This is a genomic window from Schaedlerella arabinosiphila (assembly GCF_003885045.1).
Classification (GTDB): Bacteria; Bacillota; Clostridia; order Lachnospirales; family Lachnospiraceae; genus Schaedlerella; species Schaedlerella arabinosiphila.
This window is the reverse complement of sequence record NZ_RHJS01000002.1, coordinates 4,855,600-4,876,707: the sequence shown is the minus strand read 5'-3', so window position 1 is coordinate 4,876,707 and position 21,108 is coordinate 4,855,600. Positions and strand designations below refer to the sequence as shown.

General features: G+C 42.5%; 23 protein-coding genes and 1 pseudogene. 5 read left to right on the top strand and 19 right to left on the bottom strand.

What is annotated here, in order from left to right:
- Positions 1-123: 123 nt before the first annotated feature.
- The 5 genes from EBB54_RS23000 to EBB54_RS22985 form a co-directional block, all read right to left on the bottom strand.
- Positions 124-633, bottom strand: coding sequence for a helix-turn-helix domain-containing protein (locus EBB54_RS23000; protein WP_016297919.1), 510 nt, complete (start codon positions 631-633; stop codon positions 124-126).
- A gap of 184 nt (positions 634-817) precedes the next feature.
- A complete protein-coding gene (locus tag EBB54_RS22995; protein ID WP_125129138.1) occupies positions 818-1,135 on the bottom strand; it encodes a pyridoxamine 5'-phosphate oxidase family protein in 318 nt (105 codons plus the stop codon).
- A gap of 164 nt (positions 1,136-1,299) precedes the next feature.
- Positions 1,300-1,770, bottom strand: coding sequence for a GNAT family N-acetyltransferase (locus tag EBB54_RS22990; RefSeq protein ID WP_125129137.1), 471 nt, complete (start codon positions 1,768-1,770; stop codon positions 1,300-1,302).
- A gap of 92 nt (positions 1,771-1,862) precedes the next feature.
- The gene (locus EBB54_RS30595; protein WP_170178103.1) at positions 1,863-2,036 is read right to left on the bottom strand and encodes a hypothetical protein; all 174 of its coding nucleotides are present in this window, start codon (positions 2,034-2,036) and stop codon (positions 1,863-1,865) included.
- Positions 2,037-2,118: 82 nt separating this feature from the next.
- Positions 2,119-2,556, bottom strand: coding sequence for a GNAT family N-acetyltransferase (locus tag EBB54_RS22985; RefSeq protein WP_125129136.1), 438 nt, complete (start codon positions 2,554-2,556; stop codon positions 2,119-2,121).
- A gap of 297 nt (positions 2,557-2,853) precedes the next feature.
- Here EBB54_RS22985 and EBB54_RS22975 point away from each other — a divergent pair, with 297 nt between their 5' ends.
- Positions 2,854-3,087, top strand: coding sequence for a DUF6061 family protein (locus EBB54_RS22975; protein WP_016223438.1), 234 nt, complete (start codon positions 2,854-2,856; stop codon positions 3,085-3,087).
- Between the two features lie 158 nt (positions 3,088-3,245).
- On the opposite strand, the gene EBB54_RS22970 is transcribed toward EBB54_RS22975, so the two are convergent.
- The 8 genes from EBB54_RS22970 to EBB54_RS22935 all read right to left on the bottom strand — a co-directional run bounded on the left by EBB54_RS22970 (position 3,246) and on the right by EBB54_RS22935 (position 10,975).
- A complete protein-coding gene (locus tag EBB54_RS22970; protein WP_125129135.1) occupies positions 3,246-4,901 on the bottom strand; it encodes a sensor histidine kinase in 1,656 nt (551 codons plus the stop codon).
- A complete protein-coding gene (locus EBB54_RS22965; RefSeq protein ID WP_125129134.1) occupies positions 4,898-5,572 on the bottom strand; it encodes a winged helix-turn-helix domain-containing protein in 675 nt (224 codons plus the stop codon). The genes EBB54_RS22970 and EBB54_RS22965 overlap by 4 nt, the downstream gene beginning before the upstream one ends.
- Positions 5,573-5,655: 83 nt before the next feature.
- Positions 5,656-6,297, bottom strand: coding sequence for a phosphate signaling complex protein PhoU (phoU, locus tag EBB54_RS22960; RefSeq protein ID WP_004071611.1), 642 nt, complete (start codon positions 6,295-6,297; stop codon positions 5,656-5,658).
- The gene (gene pstB, locus EBB54_RS22955; RefSeq protein WP_004071609.1) at positions 6,297-7,046 is read right to left on the bottom strand and encodes a phosphate ABC transporter ATP-binding protein PstB; all 750 of its coding nucleotides are present in this window, start codon (positions 7,044-7,046) and stop codon (positions 6,297-6,299) included. The genes phoU and pstB overlap by 1 nt, the downstream gene beginning before the upstream one ends.
- A complete protein-coding gene (gene pstA / locus EBB54_RS22950; protein ID WP_016223442.1) occupies positions 7,039-7,905 on the bottom strand; it encodes a phosphate ABC transporter permease PstA in 867 nt (288 codons plus the stop codon). The genes pstB and pstA overlap by 8 nt, the downstream gene beginning before the upstream one ends.
- Positions 7,906-8,754 carry a phosphate ABC transporter permease subunit PstC gene (pstC, locus tag EBB54_RS22945; RefSeq protein WP_125129133.1) on the bottom strand — a complete coding sequence of 283 codons (849 nt, stop codon included), beginning with the start codon at positions 8,752-8,754 and terminating at the stop codon, positions 7,906-7,908.
- 57 nt (positions 8,755-8,811) lie between these two features.
- Positions 8,812-9,705: a substrate-binding domain-containing protein gene (locus EBB54_RS22940; RefSeq protein ID WP_125129132.1), complete on the bottom strand. Its 894-nt coding sequence runs from the start codon at positions 9,703-9,705 to the stop codon at positions 8,812-8,814.
- Positions 9,706-9,853: 148 nt separating this feature from the next.
- Positions 9,854-10,975: a hypothetical protein gene (locus tag EBB54_RS22935; protein WP_193554381.1), complete on the bottom strand. Its 1,122-nt coding sequence runs from the start codon at positions 10,973-10,975 to the stop codon at positions 9,854-9,856.
- 70 nt (positions 10,976-11,045) lie between these two features.
- Between EBB54_RS22935 and EBB54_RS22930 the strand changes: the two are divergent.
- A pseudogene (locus EBB54_RS22930) lies at positions 11,046-12,254 on the top strand (tyrosine-type recombinase/integrase); the annotation flags it as partial.
- Between the two features lie 189 nt (positions 12,255-12,443).
- Here EBB54_RS22930 and EBB54_RS22925 read toward each other — a convergent pair.
- Both EBB54_RS22925 and EBB54_RS22920 read right to left on the bottom strand, forming a co-directional pair.
- Positions 12,444-13,445: a BtrH N-terminal domain-containing protein gene (locus EBB54_RS22925; RefSeq protein WP_125129131.1), complete on the bottom strand. Its 1,002-nt coding sequence runs from the start codon at positions 13,443-13,445 to the stop codon at positions 12,444-12,446.
- A gap of 285 nt (positions 13,446-13,730) precedes the next feature.
- Entirely contained in the window at positions 13,731-14,435 is a 705-nt protein-coding gene (locus EBB54_RS22920; protein WP_243127780.1) for a 4Fe-4S binding protein, read from the bottom strand.
- Between the two features lie 226 nt (positions 14,436-14,661).
- Here EBB54_RS22920 and EBB54_RS22915 point away from each other — a divergent pair, with 226 nt between their 5' ends.
- The 3 genes from EBB54_RS22915 to EBB54_RS30715 all read left to right on the top strand — a co-directional run bounded on the left by EBB54_RS22915 (position 14,662) and on the right by EBB54_RS30715 (position 16,201).
- The gene (locus EBB54_RS22915) at positions 14,662-15,018 is read left to right on the top strand and encodes a hypothetical protein (protein ID WP_125129130.1); all 357 of its coding nucleotides are present in this window, start codon (positions 14,662-14,664) and stop codon (positions 15,016-15,018) included.
- Positions 15,019-15,094: 76 nt separating this feature from the next.
- A complete protein-coding gene (locus EBB54_RS31400; RefSeq protein ID WP_243127779.1) occupies positions 15,095-15,268 on the top strand; it encodes a hypothetical protein in 174 nt (57 codons plus the stop codon).
- A 57-nt stretch (positions 15,269-15,325) separates the two neighbouring features.
- A complete protein-coding gene (locus EBB54_RS30715) occupies positions 15,326-16,201 on the top strand; it encodes a hypothetical protein (RefSeq protein ID WP_193554380.1) in 876 nt (291 codons plus the stop codon).
- A 137-nt stretch (positions 16,202-16,338) separates the two neighbouring features.
- Here the strand turns inward: EBB54_RS30715 and EBB54_RS32660 are convergent, their stop codons facing one another.
- The 4 genes from EBB54_RS32660 to baiCD form a co-directional block, all read right to left on the bottom strand.
- Positions 16,339-16,740, bottom strand: a complete 402-nt coding sequence (locus EBB54_RS32660) for a hypothetical protein (protein WP_330554582.1) — start codon at positions 16,738-16,740, stop codon at positions 16,339-16,341.
- Between the two features lie 11 nt (positions 16,741-16,751).
- On the bottom strand, positions 16,752-16,994 hold the full coding sequence (locus EBB54_RS32655) for a hypothetical protein (protein WP_330554581.1): 243 nt from the start codon (positions 16,992-16,994) through the stop codon (positions 16,752-16,754).
- Between the two features lie 199 nt (positions 16,995-17,193).
- On the bottom strand, positions 17,194-19,116 hold the full coding sequence (locus EBB54_RS22895; protein WP_125129129.1) for an oxidoreductase: 1,923 nt from the start codon (positions 19,114-19,116) through the stop codon (positions 17,194-17,196).
- A gap of 15 nt (positions 19,117-19,131) precedes the next feature.
- Positions 19,132-21,096, bottom strand: coding sequence for a bile acid Fe-S flavoenzyme BaiCD (gene baiCD / locus EBB54_RS22890; RefSeq protein WP_125129128.1), 1,965 nt, complete (start codon positions 21,094-21,096; stop codon positions 19,132-19,134).
- Positions 21,097-21,108 lie beyond the last annotated feature (12 nt).

Sequence of the window (21,108 nt, the reverse complement as noted above, 5' to 3'; positions counted from 1 at the left end):
AGCATGGCTACTTGGCTCGTTGCTTCTCGGGAATAAACCGCACAGATGGAACTCATTTTACACATTGATTATTACTAACTGGTTTACCATGACCAAAATATAGTGTTCTATTACCGATACTGCTTATCCTTGTCTTTTCATGAGCCGTTCCTTGAATACTTTAATCCTTGCGCCATAGCGGCTTGAATATAACAAACCCACAAAAAGCATTCCAACTGCAAATCCCTGTACAATATCCAGTCCAGCCACAACTGTCGAATGATCATAAAGGCTTGTGTCTTTAATGATGGTGTAAGCTAATATTAAAAGCATTGCTATTCCATTGCATATTCGTACACGCTTATTGTATCGTTCTGCTTCTGTGTTTGTATAATCTACTGCCTGCAATACAGTTTCATTCATTTCTTTATCCATATTCTCGCTTTTCCTTTCTCCATTTAGAACTTCCCGTAAGTCAACTTCATAATAATCTGATATTTCAATCAAAATATCTAAATCTGGCATATTGTTGCCATTCTCCCAACGGGATATTGTTCTGTTTGATACATGAAATATTTCTGCAATTTGTTCTTGGGTAAGTCCTTTTTGCTTACGGAGTTCTTTTAAGAATTTTCCTACTTTTTCTTGATTCATTATTTTTCTCCTTTCAGAAAAATTCTATCAAAACTGCCTGATAAAGAACAGGACACAAAGCGAGAACTGCCTTAATTTGCTACCTGACAAGGTGTGTCTACCGATAATCAACAGTGCATATATTCTAAGTTACCGACAAATTTGAATTTTAAATCAATTTCAAACCTCTTTTTTTTCAAAAGGTCTAAAACTCATATCTTGTTCCATGTGAAAGTAACAGTCCGTCTGTTAATTCTACACATAAAATTATAGTATTCTCATCATTAAAATTATTATGTCCGTTATCAATCCATTCAGCAAAGACATTTTTCAGTTTTTCGGCAATTAAATGATTTTCTTCCTTTCCAAAATAACCTAAGTTGATACCCTTTCCATGGGCTGTAAACCATTCACCAGATATTGCAATAGTTGGGTTATTTTCTACTGTTGCCAACGCAATAACCGTGTCTTTTCCAAAACGTTCAATCATTATTTTTTCAGCTTCCGGACTGAATTTTTTCATAGGGTTATCTCCTTTACAAATTTTATAAAAAGAACCATAATGGCGATGCAAGAATCCATATAATAGCCAAAATAAAATTTCCTGTAGTGTTCATAATAATTCCTCCGGTGGAAAGCTTCTGATTTTTTGACTTTATTTCGCATTTCGATAAGTTGAAAGCTGCATCAATCCTTTTTATAAAATACCAATGTCATTTTTTCATTTATTGCTTTAAACTCTCCTGTTTTACAGTATCCCATTTTTTCATATAAATAGCAGTTTTCTTTTTCTTCTAATATAGTTTCCAATTCCCAATTCGAACATCCATGTTTTTCTTCTGCTAATTTTATCGCCTTTTGCGCCAATCCTCTATTTCTGTATTCCGGCATTACAAAAACAGGTGATATTCGCTTGGTTACACTATATTCATGTTTATCAACAATTCTTATAGCACCTGCTGCTATGCCATTTGCAATGATAAAATAGTAATAAGTAAATGGCTGCTTTAATCTCATAATTATATTGTCCATAGGTTCTGCTGCAGGGCTGGTTTCCGTATCTTGATATTTGTCATATAATTCTTTAAAAGCTGTTATTTGCATATTCCACAATTTTTCTGCATCTTCAATGCCAATTCTCACCAGTCTGACATCCATAGTAAGTCATTCCTCCAAATACGGATCTGCAATTATATGGAGCAGTCCAACAAACTGAAAATGGTCTAATTATAAAGTTGGCGAAATCATGATTAGAGCAAACTGCTTTTCAATCCTTTTTTGAAAACTAACACGGCTCTCTCTGTTCCTAAAAATGACATGGTTTTAATTTGATAGCTTTCTTTTTTCATTTCTGTCACTTTGTCATTTATTTTTTCTGTTACATTCTCGGTGGTGATTCCTTCAATCAATACGGTTTTATACATTACATATACCTCCATAAAAATTGCTGATTTTTTGACTGTATTTCGCGTTCCGAAAAGCTGGAAGCTGTTTTAGTTGTAGAGATTATTCAAACCATTGTATAAACGCTGTTTTATCTGTACTATTATAACCAGCATTCCTATAAAAATTAAGGATGGTTTCTTTCTTTGAACCAGTAAGTAGCATCATTTTATAACAGTTTGTTTTCTCTGCTATCCCCTTCGCATAATTTAAACATTCTGTTGCATATCCTTTTCCTCTGTAATCTCCATGCGTAACAACATTTTCTATAAAGGCATATGGTCTTATATTCCTTGTTAGATTTGGAATAATCACACATACACAAGAGGATACAATTTTACCATCTATCTCTTTAACAATAATATGATGATTTTCATCTTGCATAATAGTTCTCCAAGTATTTCTTAAATGTTCTGTCATTTCTGGCAAAAACTTCTCATGCAAAAATAAATATAATTCTAATAGCTCATTTAATTCGTTTTCTTCAACTTCTCTAACCATATACTACTTCCCCAAATTCCGATTGTGCTTTGATGATTTTCAAGGGAAATATTAGCTGTTATATTTTATTATTAAAATCCTTGCTAACCCTTGAAAACACTAAGTTTATCGCAGATGAACTTTCCCTTAAGGTTTCCCTTGTGTTATATATTCCCACAGGGCATTACGAACCCTGATAAGGGAAAAAATGAGGGAAACAAAATCACATAAAATATTATAACACATAATATACGGGAATTGGTAAACTGATTGAAATGCTTTCAAAAAATCATTGAAAAGAGGACAGATAAAATAAATATGATTTACGCAACATACAATATCCACCATAACAGCATTGACGTATACACTTATGTAGGCAACTTTTTACGGATAGACTGCAATAAAGCGGAAGAAGGGTTGAAAACTACTCCCTGCTCTGAATGTGCCTTAAATACTCTGGCAATAGACGAGCCGCTTGAATACGCAAGGCTCTATCTTGATGGAAATATGCAGATGTGGGTGGATGCGGAAGATTCATTGGAATTGTGGTAATTTTTATAATTACTATATCAATATTTGCATAGTGTAGCTTTTTAATGAACAAATTGAAACAAATTAACTGAACCGATAACTGCTAATTATATATGTTATCGGTTCAGCTTTTTCTAAATTAACACTTATGACAAGAGGTAATAAAACCGTTCATATTTTTATTTGGGAAATGTTACAATAACCGTCGTGCCTTTTCCGACATGACTTTTTACATCAACTTTGGCATTATGGATTTTAGCGGCGTGTTTCACAATAGAAAGCCCAAGCCCGGTTCCCCCTACTGCCTTAGAATGGCTCTTATCAACACGATAGAAACGCTCAAAAATCCGCTCTTGATGTTCGGGTGCAATTCCTATCCCTGTGTCCTCCACTGATAAAACTACCATGCCGTTTTCATTCTGTATGTTCACCATTACTTTTCCGTTTTCGTGATTATACTTAATCGCATTGTCACAAAGATTATAAATCACACTGTATAAAAGCTGGGGTATACCGTTAAGGGGAGCCGGAACGCCGGAAAGCTCCAATGCAACACATACAGTATCTGCCTGTGGCTCTAAGCTCTGTACCGCCTTTTCTGCCAATGTGTATAAGTCGATATTTTCCCTCTGCATATCGTCCGCATCTTCGTCAAGGTGCGAAAGACTGATAATGTCCTCTACAAGCCGTATCATACGTCCGGCTTCATCATAAATCTTTCCGGCAAAAGGTATTTTATCGTTCTCCTCTACCATATCGTTTTTCAAAAGCTCCGCATACCCGGAAATGGAGTGAAGCGGGGTTTTTAATTCATGGGACACATTAGCGGTAAATTCTCGGCGTATCTGTTCCGCTTTTTCTTTTTCCGTCACATTGAAAAAGAAAAGTGCGGCTCCTTTCACAATATTTTCAGAAGTGATCGGATCGGCGTCAATTTGATAGCTTTCTCCATACAGCCGGATAATGTTCTCGCCCCGTTCCCCTTGCAAGGCTTTTGTAAGGATTTCCTGCAATTCAAGATTACGGCACAAGGACAGCATATCAGAACCGATACAGTCTGTGTCAGCGTCTAACAGTTTTCTTGCCGCAGGGTTTATACTGATAATTTTTCCTTTTTGATTTAAGAGAATCATGCCCTCATTCATGCTGCCGATAATCGTATTTAATTCATTCTCTTTTTGGAGAAGTTCGGCTTTCTGTCCCCGTAACTGTTTTTGCTGGCTGTCAATACGCCGTAAAAAAGGGGAAAGCTCATCATAGCCCTCATTTGACAACGGATTATCAAGATCAATTTCATTTAATGGCTTTACTATTTTTTTTGAAACTTGAATAGCTAAAACAATGGAAAGAAACAGCGCAATCACAAAGATAATGCAAATCGGCTTTGTCATGCCTAAAAGGAGAGTCAAAATAGAATTTTGAGATATAGAAAGCCGTAATATAGTGCCATCATCAAGTTTCTGCGCGGAATAAAACGAACGCTCCATCAAAGTAGCAGAATACCGTCTGCTTTCACCATAGCCCGAAGAAAGGGCTTCCCGCACTTCTTCCCGCTCTAAATGATTTTCCATTTCCGCAGTATCAGACGCACTATCAAAAATGACATTTCCCTCTGTATCAATCCATGATATACGGTAATTTTTCACTTTCAAATCATGGAAATAATCAATACCCTCATTTGTAACGCCCTGTGCGGCAAGGGTTGTCTGCATTTTTAGCTGTGCCTGTTCAACATTTGAAAAGTATTCATACAGAACACCCATGAACAGGACAACAGACGCGAGAAAAACAGTCAATGCGACAAGGCAGATTGAACGAAAAATTCGTTTCGTCATACTTCCCCCTCCATTCGATACCCAACTCCCCGTACCGTTTCAATATAGCTCCCACATTCGCCTAATTTTGTTCGGAGTGTTCCAATGTGAACATCTACGGTTCGGGTTTCCCCTATGTAGTCAATGCCCCATATCATTTCAAGAAGCTGATCGCGTGTAAACACCCGTCCGGGGTTTTCCATAAAAATATGGAGCAGCTTATGTTCTTTCAGTGTCAACTGAACCCGTTCGTTGTTTACAAGTACAATATATGTTTCCAAATTCAATTCTAAATTTCCAATTTTTAGCTTTTTTGTTTCTTCTTTCGGGCTTGTACGGCGCAATACCGCTTTCACACGGGAAACCATTTCCATCATGCCAAACGGCTTTGCAAGGTAATCATCAGCCCCCAAGTCAAGCCCGGTTACTTTGTCATATTCGGTTCCTTTGGCTGTCGCCATAATAACAGGAATATCCTCTGTCGTCCCCTGCATACGCAGCTTTTTCAATATGGAAATGCCATCTTCGCCGGGAAGCATTATATCAAGCATAATAAGCTGGGGCTTTTCTGTCTGCAAAGCGTCAAAAAAGCTGTCCGCGCAGTCAAAACCTTTTGCTTTAAATCCGGCAGAATTTAATGTGTATATCATCAGATCACGGATAGAGCTGTCGTCCTCAACACAATAAATCATATAAATCCGCTCCTTTCTTTCCTGTGGCAATATTCCGAACTCAATCATACCATATTACCTGTATTTCATCAACGGCGGTATACTCACCCCTCTTTATTCCCTGTGATTGAGAACAGAACCCATTTTGCAATATTGACCGCATGATCTCCGATACGCTCAAAATATTTTGCTATCATTAACAGGTCTATGGCATATTCACCGTCTGTTTCGGGTTTACTGAAAAGCTCAATCAACATTTTCTTCACCTTATCAAAAAAGGAATCTACCACATCATCATAATCTATCACGGCTTTCGCCATCTGCATATCCTTTTTCACAAAAGCGTCAATGCTGTCTGTTACCATCTTAATGACAGCAACCGACATATCATGGATAACCTGTGTGTCGTCGGTGGCGTGGATATTGGCTAATGTGATAATTTCCGCTATGTCTGCGGATTGATCTCCGATTCTTGCCATATCTGTCACCATTTTCAGCGCGGACGATACAACCCTCAAATCTTTTGCCACTGGCTGCTGCTGTAAGAGCAGTTTTAGACACATAGTTTCAATTTCGCGCTCCTTGTGGTCTATCTGGACAGAGAGATCGGGAACAGCCTTTGCAAGCGCGGGATTCCCCTCTGTCAGAGCTTTTGCGGACATAGCAATCGCATTTTCACAAAAAGCCCCCATTGTAATCAACTCTTTATTTAATAAATCTAACTGTTCATCAAATTTTAGGCGCATTATCCAAACCTCCCCGTAATATAATCCTCTGTCCGCTTGTCCTGCGGCATGGAGAATAATTTTTCTGTTTCGCCAAACTCCACCATTTCTCCAAGCAGGAAAAACGCTGTCCTGTCGGAAATTCGGAGTGCTTGCTGCATATTATGTGTCACAATGACAATGGTATAGTCCTTTTTTAATTCTGCGGCAAGTTCCTCTACCTTTGCCGTAGAAATAGGGTCAAGTGCGCTGGTCGGTTCGTCCATCAGCAAAACTTCCGGCTCCACTGCCAAAGCGCGGGCAATGCAAAGACGCTGCTGTTGACCGCCCGACATACCAAGCGCAGATTTTTTCAGCCTGTCTTTTACCTCGTCCCAAATTGCCGCCCCCTTTAAGGAACGCTCTACAATTTCGTCCAGCGCAGCTTTAGAACGGATACCATGTGTCCTTGCTCCAAAGGCAACATTGTCATAAATGCTCATAGGGAACGGATTCGGTTTTTGAAATACCATTCCCACACGTTTACGCAGTAGGTTAATATCCATATTTCCATAAATATCTTCACCGTCTAAACGGATAGTCCCTTTGATGTGGCAGCCCTCCACCAAGTCATTCATTCGGTTCAATGTTTTTAATAATGTCGATTTACCGCAGCCCGACGGTCCGATCAGCGCGGTAATTTCGTGTTCCTTAAACGCCACATTTATTTTTTTCAAGGCTTGAAAGTTTCCGTAGAATAAATCCAAATCCTCAACCACGATTTTATCCATCTGTATTTTTACCTCCTATCTTTTTTGCCACAAACCCAGAAAGTGCATTTATCAGAATGACAACAACCAATAATACAACCGCAGTTGCGTAGGTCTGCTTGATATACAGCCCCTCGCCCGAAATAGAATACATATGGACGGATAAAGTTCTTGCCGACGAAAAAATACTTGTTGCTATTTCTGCAACGGTTCCGGCAGTAAAGATCAGTGCCGCCGATTCCCCGACGATACGCCCGATTCCAAGAATAACGCCGGACAAAATACCCGGAACAGCGCAGGGCAGGACAATAGAGAACACGGTTCGTAGCTTTCCGGCTCCAAGCCCAAAGCTGCCCTCACGGTAACTGTCGGGAACGCTTCGCAAGGCTTCTTCTGTTGTCCGCATAATAAGCGGCAAAATCATAATACTCAAAGTCAAAGCCCCGGACAGTAAAGACAACCCCAGCCCAAGATATTTTACAAAGAACAGGGAACCGAACAGCCCATAAACGATTGACGGAATCCCAGACAATGTTTCAGCGGTAATACCTATGATATGAACCAGTTTATTTCCCCGTCTTGCGTACTCTGTCAGATAAATTGCTGCACCAATTCCTACGGGAACTGCAAACAGCAGAGAAAGCAGCATAATGAACAGTGTATTGATAAGTGCCGGAAGCAGGGACACATTTTCTGTTGTATATTTGCTGTCAAATAAATCCGGCGTTAAATTTGGAATCCCTTTTATCAATATATATGCACTAATAAAAATAAGCGCAAGCATTGTAATCATTGCTGCAAGGCATACAGAAAGAAAGAGAACAAAAGATTTAGGGTCTCGTCTGTATGCGCACCATTTCCGTTTCAATTTCCCAACCATTTATTTCACCCTCCTTTTGAACAGGGAGAGGGACAGATTGATAATGAGAATGAAAACAAACAGAACAACAGCCGTACCAATTAACGCTTCACGGTGTAAATCCGTAGAATATCCCATTTCCAATACAATGTTTGTGGTCAGTGTCCGAACGCCGGAAAGCATACTGTCCGGGATAACCGCTTGATTTCCGGCAACCATCATAACCGCCATTGTTTCACCGACTGCCCGCCCAATCCCTAATACAACCCCTGCAAAAATACCGCTCTTTGCTGCGGGAAGAACCGTAAAAAATACACTTCTTTCATGGGAAGCTCCAAGAGCAAGCCCTCCCTCATAGTAACTTTCCGGGACAGCCCGGATTGAAGTTTCCGAAACGCTGATAATGGTAGGTAAAATCATCAGCCCCAGCAGGACAGAAGCCGTAAGAACACTCATACCGCGCCCGCCAAAGGCTTCCCGAATAAAAGGCACTAAGACTACCAATCCAAAAAAACCGTACACAACCGACGGAATCCCCGCCATTAGATTAATAGCAGCTTTCAAAGGCGCATAGATACTTCTCGGAGCAAATCTTGCCATGAATACCGCTGTCAATATTCCAATCGGTACGCCAATAATCAATGCTCCGGCAGTTACATAGAAAGAGCCGACAATCATAGGGAGAATCCCATAGAGATTATTTGCGGGTTTCCAGCTTGTACCCAGCAAAAATTTGAAAACGCTTATTTCTTTTATTGCAGGGATACCGCTTGCAAACAGGAATATGCAGATTAGAATTACCGCTGCTATGGAAACAAGGGCTGTCAAGAAAAAAAGCAGTTTCATCACTTTTTCTTTTATATTCTTCATAATCATGCTCCTTATTGAAAAGGGGCGGCGGCTTTCTTACCGCAGCCTCTTAAAATCCTACTGTGATATTTCACTCCAACGAACCACATTACCCATAAAAATATCTTTTACCTGTTCACTTGTAAGGTTATTTATGGGACAGTCATTATTAACAATCACTGTAATACCGTCCATTGCAATTACGGTAGCGGTCAGTCCTTTTTCCATTTCGGAATCTTTCAGCTCACGGGAAGCCATACCTATATCGCAGGTTCCGTCTATCGTGTCAGACATACCAGTAGAAGAATCGCTTTGCTGTATCTCAATCGTAACGCCCGGATTTCTCTCAAGATAGGCTTCTTTGAGTTTTTCCATAACCGGGGTGACAGAGCTGGAACCCGCTACAATAATTTTGCCCGAATCCATTTCTCCGCTGTAACTTCCCGCATCAGATACAGAAATATATCCATTTTCCTCAATCACCGCTTGACCGTCCGCACTCATAATAAAGTCGATAAAATCCTGCGCCGTGTCACTCAAACCGTCTTTTGTTGCAATGTTAAAGGGACGCGCGATCTTATATGTACCATTTTTGATATTTTCAATCGTTGCTTCGCAGCCGTCGATCTGAATCGCCTTTACAGTATCATTCATGGAGCCAAGAGAAATATATCCGATAGAGTATAAATCCCCGGCAACCGTTGTCATCATAACAGACGTAGAATTTGTAACGGCGGCGGTGTCTGCTGTATAGTCAATTTTTTCTCCCGCTTCATTTTTCTGCTCAATTCCAAACAGCTCTATGAACGCGCCGCGTGTCCCCGAACCATCTTCGCGGGTAAGCACATTGATCTCTCTTGCCGTATCAAACTTGCCGGAAGCTCCCCCGTTCTTATTACTGCACCCCGTTAATGCAGACAGCATTAGAACACTCACAAGGGCAAATGCCAAGAATTTTTTTGATGTTTTCATTTTTTGAATCTCCTTTGCTTTTTGTTTTTCTTGAAGTTTACAGCTATATCATATAGCGCAAATATCAAATCCAATATCGTGGCATCGTAAAATTGATGTAAAGTTTTTACAAGCCAAAAATATCTTAATAAAATTTTAGAGGGGCATGTCATCTTGCCCCTCTGTTTCTGCTTTTTGAAATCTGTTTTGTTTGTCTGTCTGCATTTTCCCTTTGATAATTCCGTAACCGTTTGGATATGCTTTCTTCCTTGTTTTGTACTTTTTCCCCGTATTGTTCTTCCCATTTATCCACCTTGTTCCGATATTCGGCATTAGCAGTTTTAGAGACAGAAAAGACTTTGTAGAAATCATGAACCGCCTGGAATCCATATCGCTTGACTATCCCCGACAAACCGACTTTCAAAAGGTCGATTTCCTCATTCTTGCGGTCAATCCTACTTTGCAGTTCCCCTTTCTTTGTCAGTTTTGCCAATCCTTTCAGGCTGTCACGTTCCAGTTCCAACTCATTGCGCATTCGTTCTGCGTCAAAGATAATCCCGTTTTGACGGTTTAACTCCTTATAAATCTTTAGTAGCTTTGGATATGCGGCAGCTTCAGCGGACATGACGGGCTTTGGCGGTATCTGTGGTGTTTCCGGCTCTGCTGTCTGTGTTTTGGGCTGCAATGTACGTTGTTGTGTCGATAAATCGTCAGTCGGTTCTTTATGCGTGATTTGTTCCTGCTTTGGCATTTTATCCGTCTGCGGTATTATTTCTGCCGTTCTTCCCTCGCTTGACTCTGCAATCGGCTGTAACAATTCTTTCTCAAAAAACTTTGCAGACAGTTCCTTCGCCTTATCCAATACTTTAGAAATCAGCAACGCCAGCGCCGTAACAGCAGTCATTATAATACTTCCCAGACGTTCCGGCTGGCTGCCGAATATATCAACGGATTCTCTGATGCGGTCTGTGATATATTTTTTCTTTATCTGTTGTATCTCCGTTTCAGAAACACCGCTGACAATTGCCCTGTCTACCTCACAATTCCAGCGCATACACATTTCGTTATCGGTCTGTATCTGTTCTGCTTTCGGGTTATTCTTTCCTATCTTCTTGGTGGCAAGATACAATCCGCTGCTGTCGAACACATGGAGTTTCTCTTTGTCATCTTTTACAAGAAGATTGATAAGGTCAGTACAGAAATGCTTTACCTCGTCAACAAAATTCTCCTGCTTGAACAGCTTGTTCTTGACGGTAAAAAGACTGCGCTCATAAACTTCGCCCTTCTTCACGATTTTACAGCCTTTGCGGACATTCCCGTTTTCGTCAAGTATCTCTTTCTTGGTGCGAACGTGTTTCCCGTTTACGGGTACGGAAAGCAAGAGCGAGACGGAAAAGCTGTTACGGCAGGCAATGGAGGATTACGAAGAAAAGAAATTTATTGCAAAGGCTGACAATATCACGCTTGGGGAACTGCTCAATATTTGGGCGGAGGAAGAATTAAAGCTTGGCACGCTTAGCAACGGTACTGTGGAAAATTATCTCGGTGCGATACGGTGCATTAAGAAACACCCTGTTGCTGACCGAAGGTTAAAAACCGTAACAGCGGAGCATTTGCAGACATTCCTTGACCTGCTTACTTTCGGAGGGACTTATCCCGACGGAAAAGTCAAAAAAGGATTGAGCAAAGACTATATCCACTCTTTCTCGGCGGTTTTACAGCAGTCGTTCCGTTTTGCGGTATTCCCAAAACAACTGATTACGTTCAATCCAATGCAGTACATCAAGCTGAAACGAAAGGCAGAGGAAGTGGATTTGTTTTCAGAGGAAGATATGGGACAGGCAGGCACGCAGCCTATTTCTCATGATGACTATGAGAAACTTATCGCTTATCTTAAAAAGAAAAATGTTTCAGCGGTTCTGCCGATACAGATAGCTTACTATGCAGGTCTTAGGATTGGCGAGGTATGCGGGCTGACCTGGCAGGACATCAACCTTGAAGAACAGTATCTTACGGTAAAACGGAGCGTCCGCTATGACGGTGCAAAGCACAAAACGATTATCGGGCCGACAAAACGTAAGAAAGTGCGGACGGTTGATTTTGGAGACACGCTTACCGCCATACTGAAAAAAGCAAGGAAAGGACAGCTTAAAAATCAGATGCAGTACGGGGAACTGTACCACCGCAACTACTACAAGGAAGTACAGGATAAAAACAGGGTTTACTATGAGTATTACAGCTTGGAGAACACGCAGGACATTCCGGCGGATTACAACGAAATCTCATTTGTATGTTTAAGACCGGACGGCTGCCTTGAAACGCCGAGTACATTGAGTATCGTCTGCCGGACACTGGCAAAGAAACTGGACGGATTTGAGGGGTTTCATTTCCACCAGCTCCGCCATACTTATACAAGCAATTTGCTGTCAAACGGCGCAGCGCCGAAGGACGTGCAGGAACTCTTAGGACACTCTGACGTGAGTACCACAATGAATGTGTATGCCCATGCCACAAGGGAAGCAAAACGGACTTCCGTAAGGCTCTTGGACAAAGTGGCAGGCAACGATTAGATACATTCAGAAAAACTTTCCCTTGTAAACTGCCCATAAGGGCAAAAACAAGGGAAAATAGAAATCATTTCACTATGTAAGGCTCTAAAAGCCTTGAAAAATAAGGAAAGTTCAAGAAAATCATCTGCAAATCCCGATTTGTCTATATCCTATTTTTTTATATTGCTTTCAATTTCGTTACCGGATTCATTATATAATATTTAGCTCATCTGTTCTGTCAACGTCATTACAACAATACTGCACAACGTATGTAACAATCGTTTCGATATTTTTCCCACATTTATCAAACAATTGCGCAGACTCGATCCAATTATCCTGCTTATATTCCTGGCCTAATTCCTGGATAATTTCTGCAAGCCTATCGTAATTCGCACAGTATGGTATATCAGCTTCTTTAACTCCTATAATCTGATTTGGCACTTTAGGTACTTTTCCCATATATTCGGTAATAGAAATAAGAGCTTTTCTATACTCTTCTTCTGAAAATTTCTTCTTCCATTTCGGAAGCTCTCTTGCAATTTTTTCGTAGGCAGAAATTCCGAGAATATACGGTTTTTCCCTGAACTGCCTTTCCGCTTTTTTCAACAGGCAATTGCAGCTAAGGGTGTATTTATCCGGCAGATTTTCACCTAATCGGATTTTAATAAATCCGTTTTTGTCGCCTACCCCATTTTTCTCGATATTCCAGGCCAGTTCTAAATCACTAACGGCAAGCTCTATTATATCTTCCCGGTCGCAGTCATATATTAAAACACAATTCTTTTCTTCATCATATCCAGTCATCAAAACATAATGAATAGGTATATGTTCAACATGGTACATTTTCAGATAGGGCAAATAAAACATATCCAACGGCCCTAAAACAACAGGATAGCCTTCATCAATCTCTTTCTTAATAGAATTTTTGGCGTATTTTACAGTTCTTCCTCCAATGATTTTATAATCTAACCCTAGTTCATCTTTTAAATTCTCGTATACTGTTTTTGGTCTTGCGTCGTTTGCGCTAAACATATATGGTTTTTCACTATTGTTCATTTTAATAAAAACGGTTTCACCAAAACTTCCCAATGCAAGAAGAAAACCCTCTGGAATAGATTGATTTGTTTTTGTTGCATATAAATCTTCAATTCCACTACACATACAGCATCCACTTGAAAGATGATGTTTTATCTCTATAATTTTTCTTGACATTCATTCCTCCAAACATCGATTATCTATATAAAACTTTTGCCGCTTTCCTCCGTGAAAGATTAATATTGCCGGATTCATCACAGAAAAGATAAGACACGGATACTATGCCAATAATCATGTCCCGAACAATCATTTGCAAACAACTTCTTTATTTTCTGTTTGAGCATATATTTTGTCTGTTCATATTTAAAACTCAAATTATCCATTTTTTCCCCAATAGGCGGTTACGCCATCTTCCAGTAATACATATCTGATGTGACAATCGTAATTTCATAAGGTATCCCATCATTTACTGTTTCTATGAATGAAAAAGGAAGAATTTTCTGTCCCTAAATTATAAGGACAAATATCTCTGCATTTGTGACAACTTATTACCCAGCTTTGTATTGTTTTATCATCGCCAAAGGCATAATCCCAACATGCTTGCTGCTTTAATTCTAAATGCTCTAACGCATTTACCGGACATATGTTTACGCAGGCATTACAGTTATTACAAATATTATCCTTTAACTCGTCACATTCTAATTCTTGTTCACACAAAACGGCTCCTAACCAGACCATACTTCCAAATTCTGGTGTAATAAGCAAAGAATGTCTCCCTATCGTACCCAATCCCGCAGCCTGTGCCGCATGCTTTTGGGAAATAATAGAGCGCCATCTCTTTGTATTATCGTCCCATTGGCTTTCATTTGTTGGAATTGGTACACAAGCAATTTGATATTTTTCCATTTCAATACAAAAATCAAGAGCCATTGCATCCATTTTTGATGTAATAGAATTTCTCGCTCTTGTATAAGGTACGGGAGAAGTACAGCTTAGAGTTCCTATCGGAAATCTACATCCAAAAGAAATAACTGATTTGCAAGTCGGTAAGACATCTGTAGGATGATACCCTTTAGGAGCGTCATGAAATCTATCTATACTCGCTATTCCACATAAATCTGCTCCCAATCCAAAGAGAATTTCTTTGACTCGTTTATTATCAATCATAATGAATCCTTTCGCTATATCAATTCCGATTTCGTTGCTGGGTTCATTATACGCTATTCGATTGAGAAAGTATAGCTGGATTCCAGAAAACTTATCGGATGAAACAGCCCGTTTAAACGACCTGTAACCGCAACCGCGCACATATACAGATTATGACTTGCGAATTATTGTGTCTGATGCTAGTATAAGAATATAAGAAGGAAAATAGGATAAGGGGTGAGAGCAGATGCCTGACAATCTTGAAGCATTGAATATCAGTTGGCATCCGGGTTTTTACGGAGCGGCAGAGCTGGAATTTTTATCAAACAAGGGCGATCTTGAATTTCAGAGGGAGTATAATCTGAGCAAAGAGCCTGTCCGGATGGATCTGCTGATCATCAAGAAGCTATCGGATGTCCGGATAGAAAACGAGCTTGGGCATATATTTAAAAAGTTTAATGTATACACAGATTGTAGTAACAAAACAACTAGAGAAAGAAACACACCGTACACTGCGTGTCCTGTCGAAACATGTACAGGAAGAGGATGTCCGGGCATTTGTGGAAAAGGCAGGAAAGATGACCGAGCTGGGAGACAGAAATAACATAGACGCGGTTTTGCATGTGAGTGTATCTGCGAACAGAGAGATTTATGAAGCGATCAGGAGGTGCGATAAAATTATGTGTGACGCATTGAGAGAATTGATGAAGGAAGATTTTGAGGAAACGAAACAGGAGACATTGCTTGAAACAATAAAAAATCTGATGGATACCATGAAATGGACAGCGGAACAGGCAATGACGGCTATGAAAATCCCGGATGCTGATAGGGGAAAGTATATTGCAAAATTATAGTAAAGAAGATGATCAAACAGCAGGAAAAGTAGATGGCAGGATAAGGGGTGAGAGCAGATGCCGGACAATCTTGAGGTATTGAATATCAGTTGGCATCCGGGTTTTTACGGAGCGGCAGAGCTGGAATTTTTATCAAACAAGGGCGATCTTGAATTTCAGAGGGAATATAATCTGAGCAAAGAGCCTGTCCGGATGGATCTGCTGATCATCAAGAAGCTATCGGATGTCCGAATAGAAAACGAGCTTGGGCATATATTTAAAAAGTTTAATGTAGTGGAATACAAAAATCCGGATGACGCGCTTACCATTGACGATTATTATAAAACGGTTGGCTATGCGTGCCTGTATAAAGGATTGGGAGAAAGCGTAGACCAGATCCCCGCCGATGAATTGACAATATCTATTTTCCGGGAAAGCTGCCCGAGAGAAATGTTTAAAACAATGAAAAAAATGGGTCTGGAGATTGAGGAGCGATATCCGGGAATATACTATATAAGCGGGAAGCAGGCGCTGTTTGATACACAGATTGTAGTGACAAAACAACTGGAGAAAGAAACACACCGTACACTGCGTGTCCTGTCGAAAGATGTACAGGAAGAGGATGTCCGGGCATTTGTTGAAAAGGCAGGAAAGATGACCGAGCCAGGTGACAGAAATAACATAGACGCGGTTCTGCAGGTTAGTGTATCTGCGAACAGGGAAATTTATGAAGCGATCAGGAGGTGCGATAAAATTATGTGTGACGCATTGAGAGAATTGATGAAGGAAGATTTCGAAAAGCAGGAACGTGAAACAAGGCAGGAAACGAAGCAGGAGACATTGCTTGAAACAATAAAAAATCTGATGGATACCATGAAGTGGACAGCGGAACAGGCAATGACGGCTATGAAAATCCCGGATGCTGAGCGGGGAAAGTATATTGCAAAATTATAGAGATTCAATTCTATGGGAGAATTGGTTAGATGGCTGATCAGTTCTCCCATTAATTTGTACTGTCGTATAAAGGAACGGTTTTATTTCAGAAAATACAATCGGACTTGGCGGCTGGTACAAAAACAGCAAATTTGCACTTATGAATGCATTTTGTTTTTTATACGCAAACTTGCTTCTATATGCATAATCCAATGTCTTGAAAATGGCATTTGTATTAAACCACGAATATCTTTACCACACCAATAATCAATAAGCCAAATTGCATTTTTATCATCGCTTACAACGTTCAATGATTTTAAGTATTCTTTTCTTTCATCTAATATTTTCTTTTTCAATTCGTCATAGGATAATTGATTGATTATCTTCTCGGTGCTATCCTTTACCTCAAAAATATATGTATTAAGTTCTTTCAAATTAAGTTGCTTTGAAAAGTCTGCAATCTGTTCTTTTACAAGTTCATTTCCTGTTGTGATTATAGGTGAATTGATACGTTCCTGATAATTGCCCGAAAAAAACACTTGCTCGTTTTCGCTGATCAATGTGTGTGCAACTATATCTTCAATACGGAAAATATGCCAAATTGAATATGCAATCGTTTACTATGATAACCATCTGCATTTATAAATGGAATTGCATCAAAATCTTCTCTGCTTAATTTCTCGCTAAATGATGTTAAGGTTTCCATTAACTGATTCCGCAAATGAATCAATGTTTCAATACCTGCTTTATAGGTATCTTTCTTTTTGATTTGCGTTTGCATTGTTTTATTTAGTTCAGACCATACCTTATTCACAATCAATTATCCTCCAACCATTCCGATTTCGCTGCTGGATTCATTATACGCTATCTGATTGAAAAAGTATAGCTGGATTCCAGAAAACTTAAATGATCCGAAATTAAATGTTACAGGACACGCCTTGATCAGGTGTGTCCTGTAACTCAGGCCGTCATTTCAAATTGCCTGCGGCCCTTTGTTTTCGAAATCACACGTACTACAGCGCCATGGCCGCCGCGGTTCCATCTGCAACCGCCTGCAGTGCCTGGCCTGCTTCCTTCGCATCGCCCACTGTGTAAATTTCTTTCCCGCAGTCTTTGAGCGCTTCATACAGTCCGGTGTCTGGCTTGGAACCCACAGCAAATACGATCTTTGTGAACCCGGATACCTCTTTTTCCTGGCCGGCAGCTTCCAATGTCACGGTATCTCCCGATATACATTTCAGCTTCGTTTCCGTCATCATGGTCACGCCGATCTTTTTCAGCCTTCCCATGGCCGGAACCAGGTTGCCGGGCGCCATGCCTTCGCCCATAGTATTTTTCATCTCAATGACAGTAAGCGACAGATCCCCGCTCTTTACGGAATCCAGATACTCGGCCATCTCCAGGCCCACCATGCCGCCTCCGACGATGAGCACATTGCCTTCCGAAATGACCGTCTCGCCTTGCAGGATCTGATGCGCGGTACAGATATTTTCCCCTTCTTTCAACGACACAGGGTGGGATCCGTTGGCAAGAATTACTGCGTCAAAGCCGCTCTTTAGAATTTCCTCCGCACTCACCGCATGCCCCCGTTCTACGTTCACATGCAGACGCAAAAGCTCCTTCTCCAGATATTGTATCCATTTCAGCAGGGATGATTTGTGCGGCGGGATCGCTGCCAGCAAAACCTGGCCACCCAGTTTTTCTTCTTTTTCATACAGCGTCACATCCTCGCCCCTGAGAGCCGCCATCCTTGCTGCGGCCATTCCGCCGATGCCGCCGCCAACGACCGCTACTTTCTTTGGGGATTCTGCCGGTACGACGGACAGTTTTGTCTCTTTTCCCAAAAACGGATTGATCACGCAGGAGGCCGGATGGCGCTTGTTCTGCTCACCCACGCAGCCTACCAGACATCCGGCACAGGGAGCAATCTCCTCTGTACGTCCTTCCCGGATCTTGTTGACAAATTCCGGGTCTGCAAGCAGCACCCTGCCCAGCACGATCCCGTCCGCCTTGCCTTCTTCCAGCAGCGACTGTGCAAGCTCCGGCGTATTGATCTTTCCGACCAGGATCACGGGAACCGTGCTGACGGATTTGATCCGGACTGCCTCATCCACATTTGCGCCTGCTTCTTCCCCATGGGACGGCATGATCTTGTGCGGCACCTCGTACTGGGAGCCGCCCGAGATCTCAAATGCATCAATTCCATGCTCGATCAGTACGGGTACCAGCTTCATCATATCTTCAACCGTATTTCCTCCGGGCACCTTTTCGCTCCCTGACATCCTGAGGATAATGGGAAATTCTTTTCCGCATTTTGCTTTGATCGCGTCCACGACCTCCAGCAGAAGGCGGGCGCGGTTCATCAGGCTTCCCCCATATTCGTCAGTACGGGTATTTCTCAGCGGGGACAAGAACGACCCGAGCAGCATATACCCATGCGCGCAGTGCAGCTCGATCCCGTCAAAACCTGCCTGTTTTGCCTGAAAGGAAGCGTTGGCATACTGTTCGATGATGGGCGGGAGTTCTTCAATCTCCAGCGCGCGGGTATCCTGCCGCATGGAATTTTTATATCCGCTGGACGACACCGGCGTAACGCCGAAAAAGGAAGAAATGCTCTCCGGCCCCGGATGCGTGATCTGGGGAATGATCTTTGCGCCGTATGCATGGATCTTATCTGTAAATGCTTTGTATCCGGCGATGCTTTCCTCATCCCGGAAGCATAACGTGTTGCCCAGGTAAGGCGTATTCGGATCTACACTCGTCGCGTCCGTGATGATGCATCCGACTCCGCCTTTGGCACGGGCCAGCCAGTATGCCTGCTGTTCTTCGCCGGGAACTCCGCCCGGATTCCCGTATCCCAATGACATGGGTGCCATGAAGGTTCTGTTTTTCATGGTCATAGAGCCAATTGTAAATTCACTGAATAATTTTGCCATATGTATTCCCCGCTTTCATTGATTGATCTCCAATACTGCATGGTAAGCGTCATGGATGGCATCCAATGCCATGCCCGGAGCCTTCTTTGCATCCCCGATGACATAAGCCGGAATGCCAAGCTTTTGGCAGGCATCCTGGAAAGCCGCTGTCTCTGCGGATTTTGTTCCCACTGCCATTACCACAATGTCCGCCTCGAAGGAAACCTCTTTTTCTCCCTGAAGGGCCACGACTCTGCCTGTCTCGACTGCTTTGCAGGTGGTATCCTTGTGGACGGTGATGGGCATCTCGGAGAGTGCAAAGTTGGCTGTAATCTGACGGAGCTGCCCCAGCTCTGTAAGCACCTCAGATTTCATCTCCAAAATGTTCACCGTGATTCCTTTGGATGCCAGATACTGGGCGCACTCAAAGCCCACCAGTCCGCCGCCGATCACGACCGCGCTCTGTCCCTGGACCTCTCTGCCGGAAAGCAGGTCATGGGATTCGATCACAGACTCGCTGTTACTCCCTGCAATGTCTGGGACAATGGGCACGGAGCCTGCGGAAATGATGACCGCGTCCGGCTTCATTTCTTCAATCAGTTCCGGTCCTGCTTCCGTATTCAGATGCACCTCGATCCCCTGGTCCGCTACATTTGCCACCGCCTTTTCCGCCGCATAACTGAAATCCCTTTTTCCCGGCGCAACGCCCGCAAGGACAAACTGCCCGCCAAGGCTTCCGCTTTTTTCATAGATCACAGGCTCGTTGCCCGTCTTTTTCAGATCCAGCACCGCTTCGATCCCGGCAATGCCGCCTCCTATGATGAGCACCTTTTTGGATTTTGTGCCTGGCTTCAAGGCCGCAGCCTTTTCTTCCAGCAGGGCCGGATTTCTCATGCAGGTAATATGCTTAACCGCCGGATTCGACAGCGAGGTAACGAAGTAATCATAACAGCCCTGGTTGCAGCCGATACAATACTTGATCTCACCTAGCCGTCCGTCCTTCGCCTTATTGCAGAAGTCCGGGTCCGCAAGCTGTGCCCGCGCCATAACGACCAGATCTGCTTTGCCGTCCTCCAGAATCTGCTCCGCAAACTCCGGTGTATTGATCCTGCCGCAGGGCATGGTGATCATGCCGGTCTCTCTGCGGATTCTGGCAGCGTCCTCCACATTGAATCCTTTCGGGATATCCACAGGCGCCACCTCGTAAACCGTGGCCGCGGACACGATATTTCCTCTGGAAATATTGAGGACATCCACACCGGCCTCTTTGGCGTCCCGGCAAAATTCAATGACATCATCCACGGTCAGGCCGCCATCCAGCATATCGTCATGGCAGTCGATCCGCATCAGGAGCGGCATCCCCTCCGGCATCTTTTCGCGGATTGCCCGAATACATGCCAACGGGAACCGCTTTCTGTTTTCAAAGCTGCCTCCCCAGTCGTCCGTTCTGTGATTTAACCCGCCGGACAGCATGGAATGAGGCAGATAATTGTGCGCACAGTGAAATTCCAGACAGTCAAAGCCTGCTTCCACCGCTCTTGCTGCCGCTGCTTTGAAGGCGTCAATGACGGAATACAGCCTTTCCTCCGTGATGGCCGGCACCGTATATTCAGCGGACAGAGGCATATCGTCGGGCAGAAGGATCTGTACCGTCTGGTCGCTTGCAACGGCAAGACCACCCTGCCATAATTGCAGACAGGTCTTTCCGCCTGCCTCGTGAACCGCGTCGTTGAGCCTGCGGAATCCCGGGATATACTTGTCGTCTGCGATGGACAAAAATCCTGACGGCGCGCTTGCCGCATCTACGGAGGACACCTCCACCGTATTCAGTCCGCAGCCTCCCTTTGCCCGGGCCACGTGGTACGCGATCAATTTATCCGTTACGCCTTTCCCGTCCTCACTCTCTGAGCTTTCATGCGTTCCCATGGCGCTCATGACTACACGGTTTTTCAATTCCAGTTCCCTGAGTTTGATTGGTGAAAATAATTTTTCAAATGACATCTTCTTTCCTCC

Bases quoted from the DNA above. Each gene is read 5' to 3' on its own strand.
- EBB54_RS23000 (WP_016297919.1), bottom strand. From the start codon at position 633: ATGAATCAAGAAAAAGTAGGAAAATTCTTAAAAGAACTCCGTAAGCAA.
- EBB54_RS22995 (WP_125129138.1), bottom strand. From the start codon at position 1,135: ATGAAAAAATTCAGTCCGGAAGCTGAAAAAATAATGATTGAACGTTTT.
- EBB54_RS22990 (WP_125129137.1), bottom strand. From the start codon at position 1,770: ATGGATGTCAGACTGGTGAGAATTGGCATTGAAGATGCAGAAAAATTG.
- EBB54_RS30595 (WP_170178103.1), bottom strand. From the start codon at position 2,036: ATGTATAAAACCGTATTGATTGAAGGAATCACCACCGAGAATGTAACA.
- EBB54_RS22985 (WP_125129136.1), bottom strand. From the start codon at position 2,556: ATGGTTAGAGAAGTTGAAGAAAACGAATTAAATGAGCTATTAGAATTA.
- EBB54_RS22975 (WP_016223438.1), top strand. From the start codon at position 2,854: ATGATTTACGCAACATACAATATCCACCATAACAGCATTGACGTATAC.
- EBB54_RS22970 (WP_125129135.1), bottom strand. From the start codon at position 4,901: ATGACGAAACGAATTTTTCGTTCAATCTGCCTTGTCGCATTGACTGTT.
- EBB54_RS22965 (WP_125129134.1), bottom strand. From the start codon at position 5,572: ATGATTTATTGTGTTGAGGACGACAGCTCTATCCGTGATCTGATGATA.
- phoU (WP_004071611.1), bottom strand. From the start codon at position 6,297: ATGCGCCTAAAATTTGATGAACAGTTAGATTTATTAAATAAAGAGTTG.
- pstB (WP_004071609.1), bottom strand. From the start codon at position 7,046: ATGGATAAAATCGTGGTTGAGGATTTGGATTTATTCTACGGAAACTTT.
- pstA (WP_016223442.1), bottom strand. From the start codon at position 7,905: ATGGTTGGGAAATTGAAACGGAAATGGTGCGCATACAGACGAGACCCT.
- pstC (WP_125129133.1), bottom strand. From the start codon at position 8,754: ATGAAGAATATAAAAGAAAAAGTGATGAAACTGCTTTTTTTCTTGACA.
- EBB54_RS22940 (WP_125129132.1), bottom strand. From the start codon at position 9,705: ATGAAAACATCAAAAAAATTCTTGGCATTTGCCCTTGTGAGTGTTCTA.
- EBB54_RS22925 (WP_125129131.1), bottom strand. From the start codon at position 13,445: ATGTCAAGAAAAATTATAGAGATAAAACATCATCTTTCAAGTGGATGC.
- EBB54_RS22920 (WP_243127780.1), bottom strand. From the start codon at position 14,435: ATGATTGATAATAAACGAGTCAAAGAAATTCTCTTTGGATTGGGAGCA.
- EBB54_RS22915 (WP_125129130.1), top strand. From the start codon at position 14,662: ATGCCTGACAATCTTGAAGCATTGAATATCAGTTGGCATCCGGGTTTT.
- EBB54_RS31400 (WP_243127779.1), top strand. From the start codon at position 15,095: ATGTGTGACGCATTGAGAGAATTGATGAAGGAAGATTTTGAGGAAACG.
- EBB54_RS30715 (WP_193554380.1), top strand. From the start codon at position 15,326: ATGCCGGACAATCTTGAGGTATTGAATATCAGTTGGCATCCGGGTTTT.
- EBB54_RS22895 (WP_125129129.1), bottom strand. From the start codon at position 19,116: ATGGCAAAATTATTCAGTGAATTTACAATTGGCTCTATGACCATGAAA.
- baiCD (WP_125129128.1), bottom strand. From the start codon at position 21,096: ATGTCATTTGAAAAATTATTTTCACCAATCAAACTCAGGGAACTGGAA.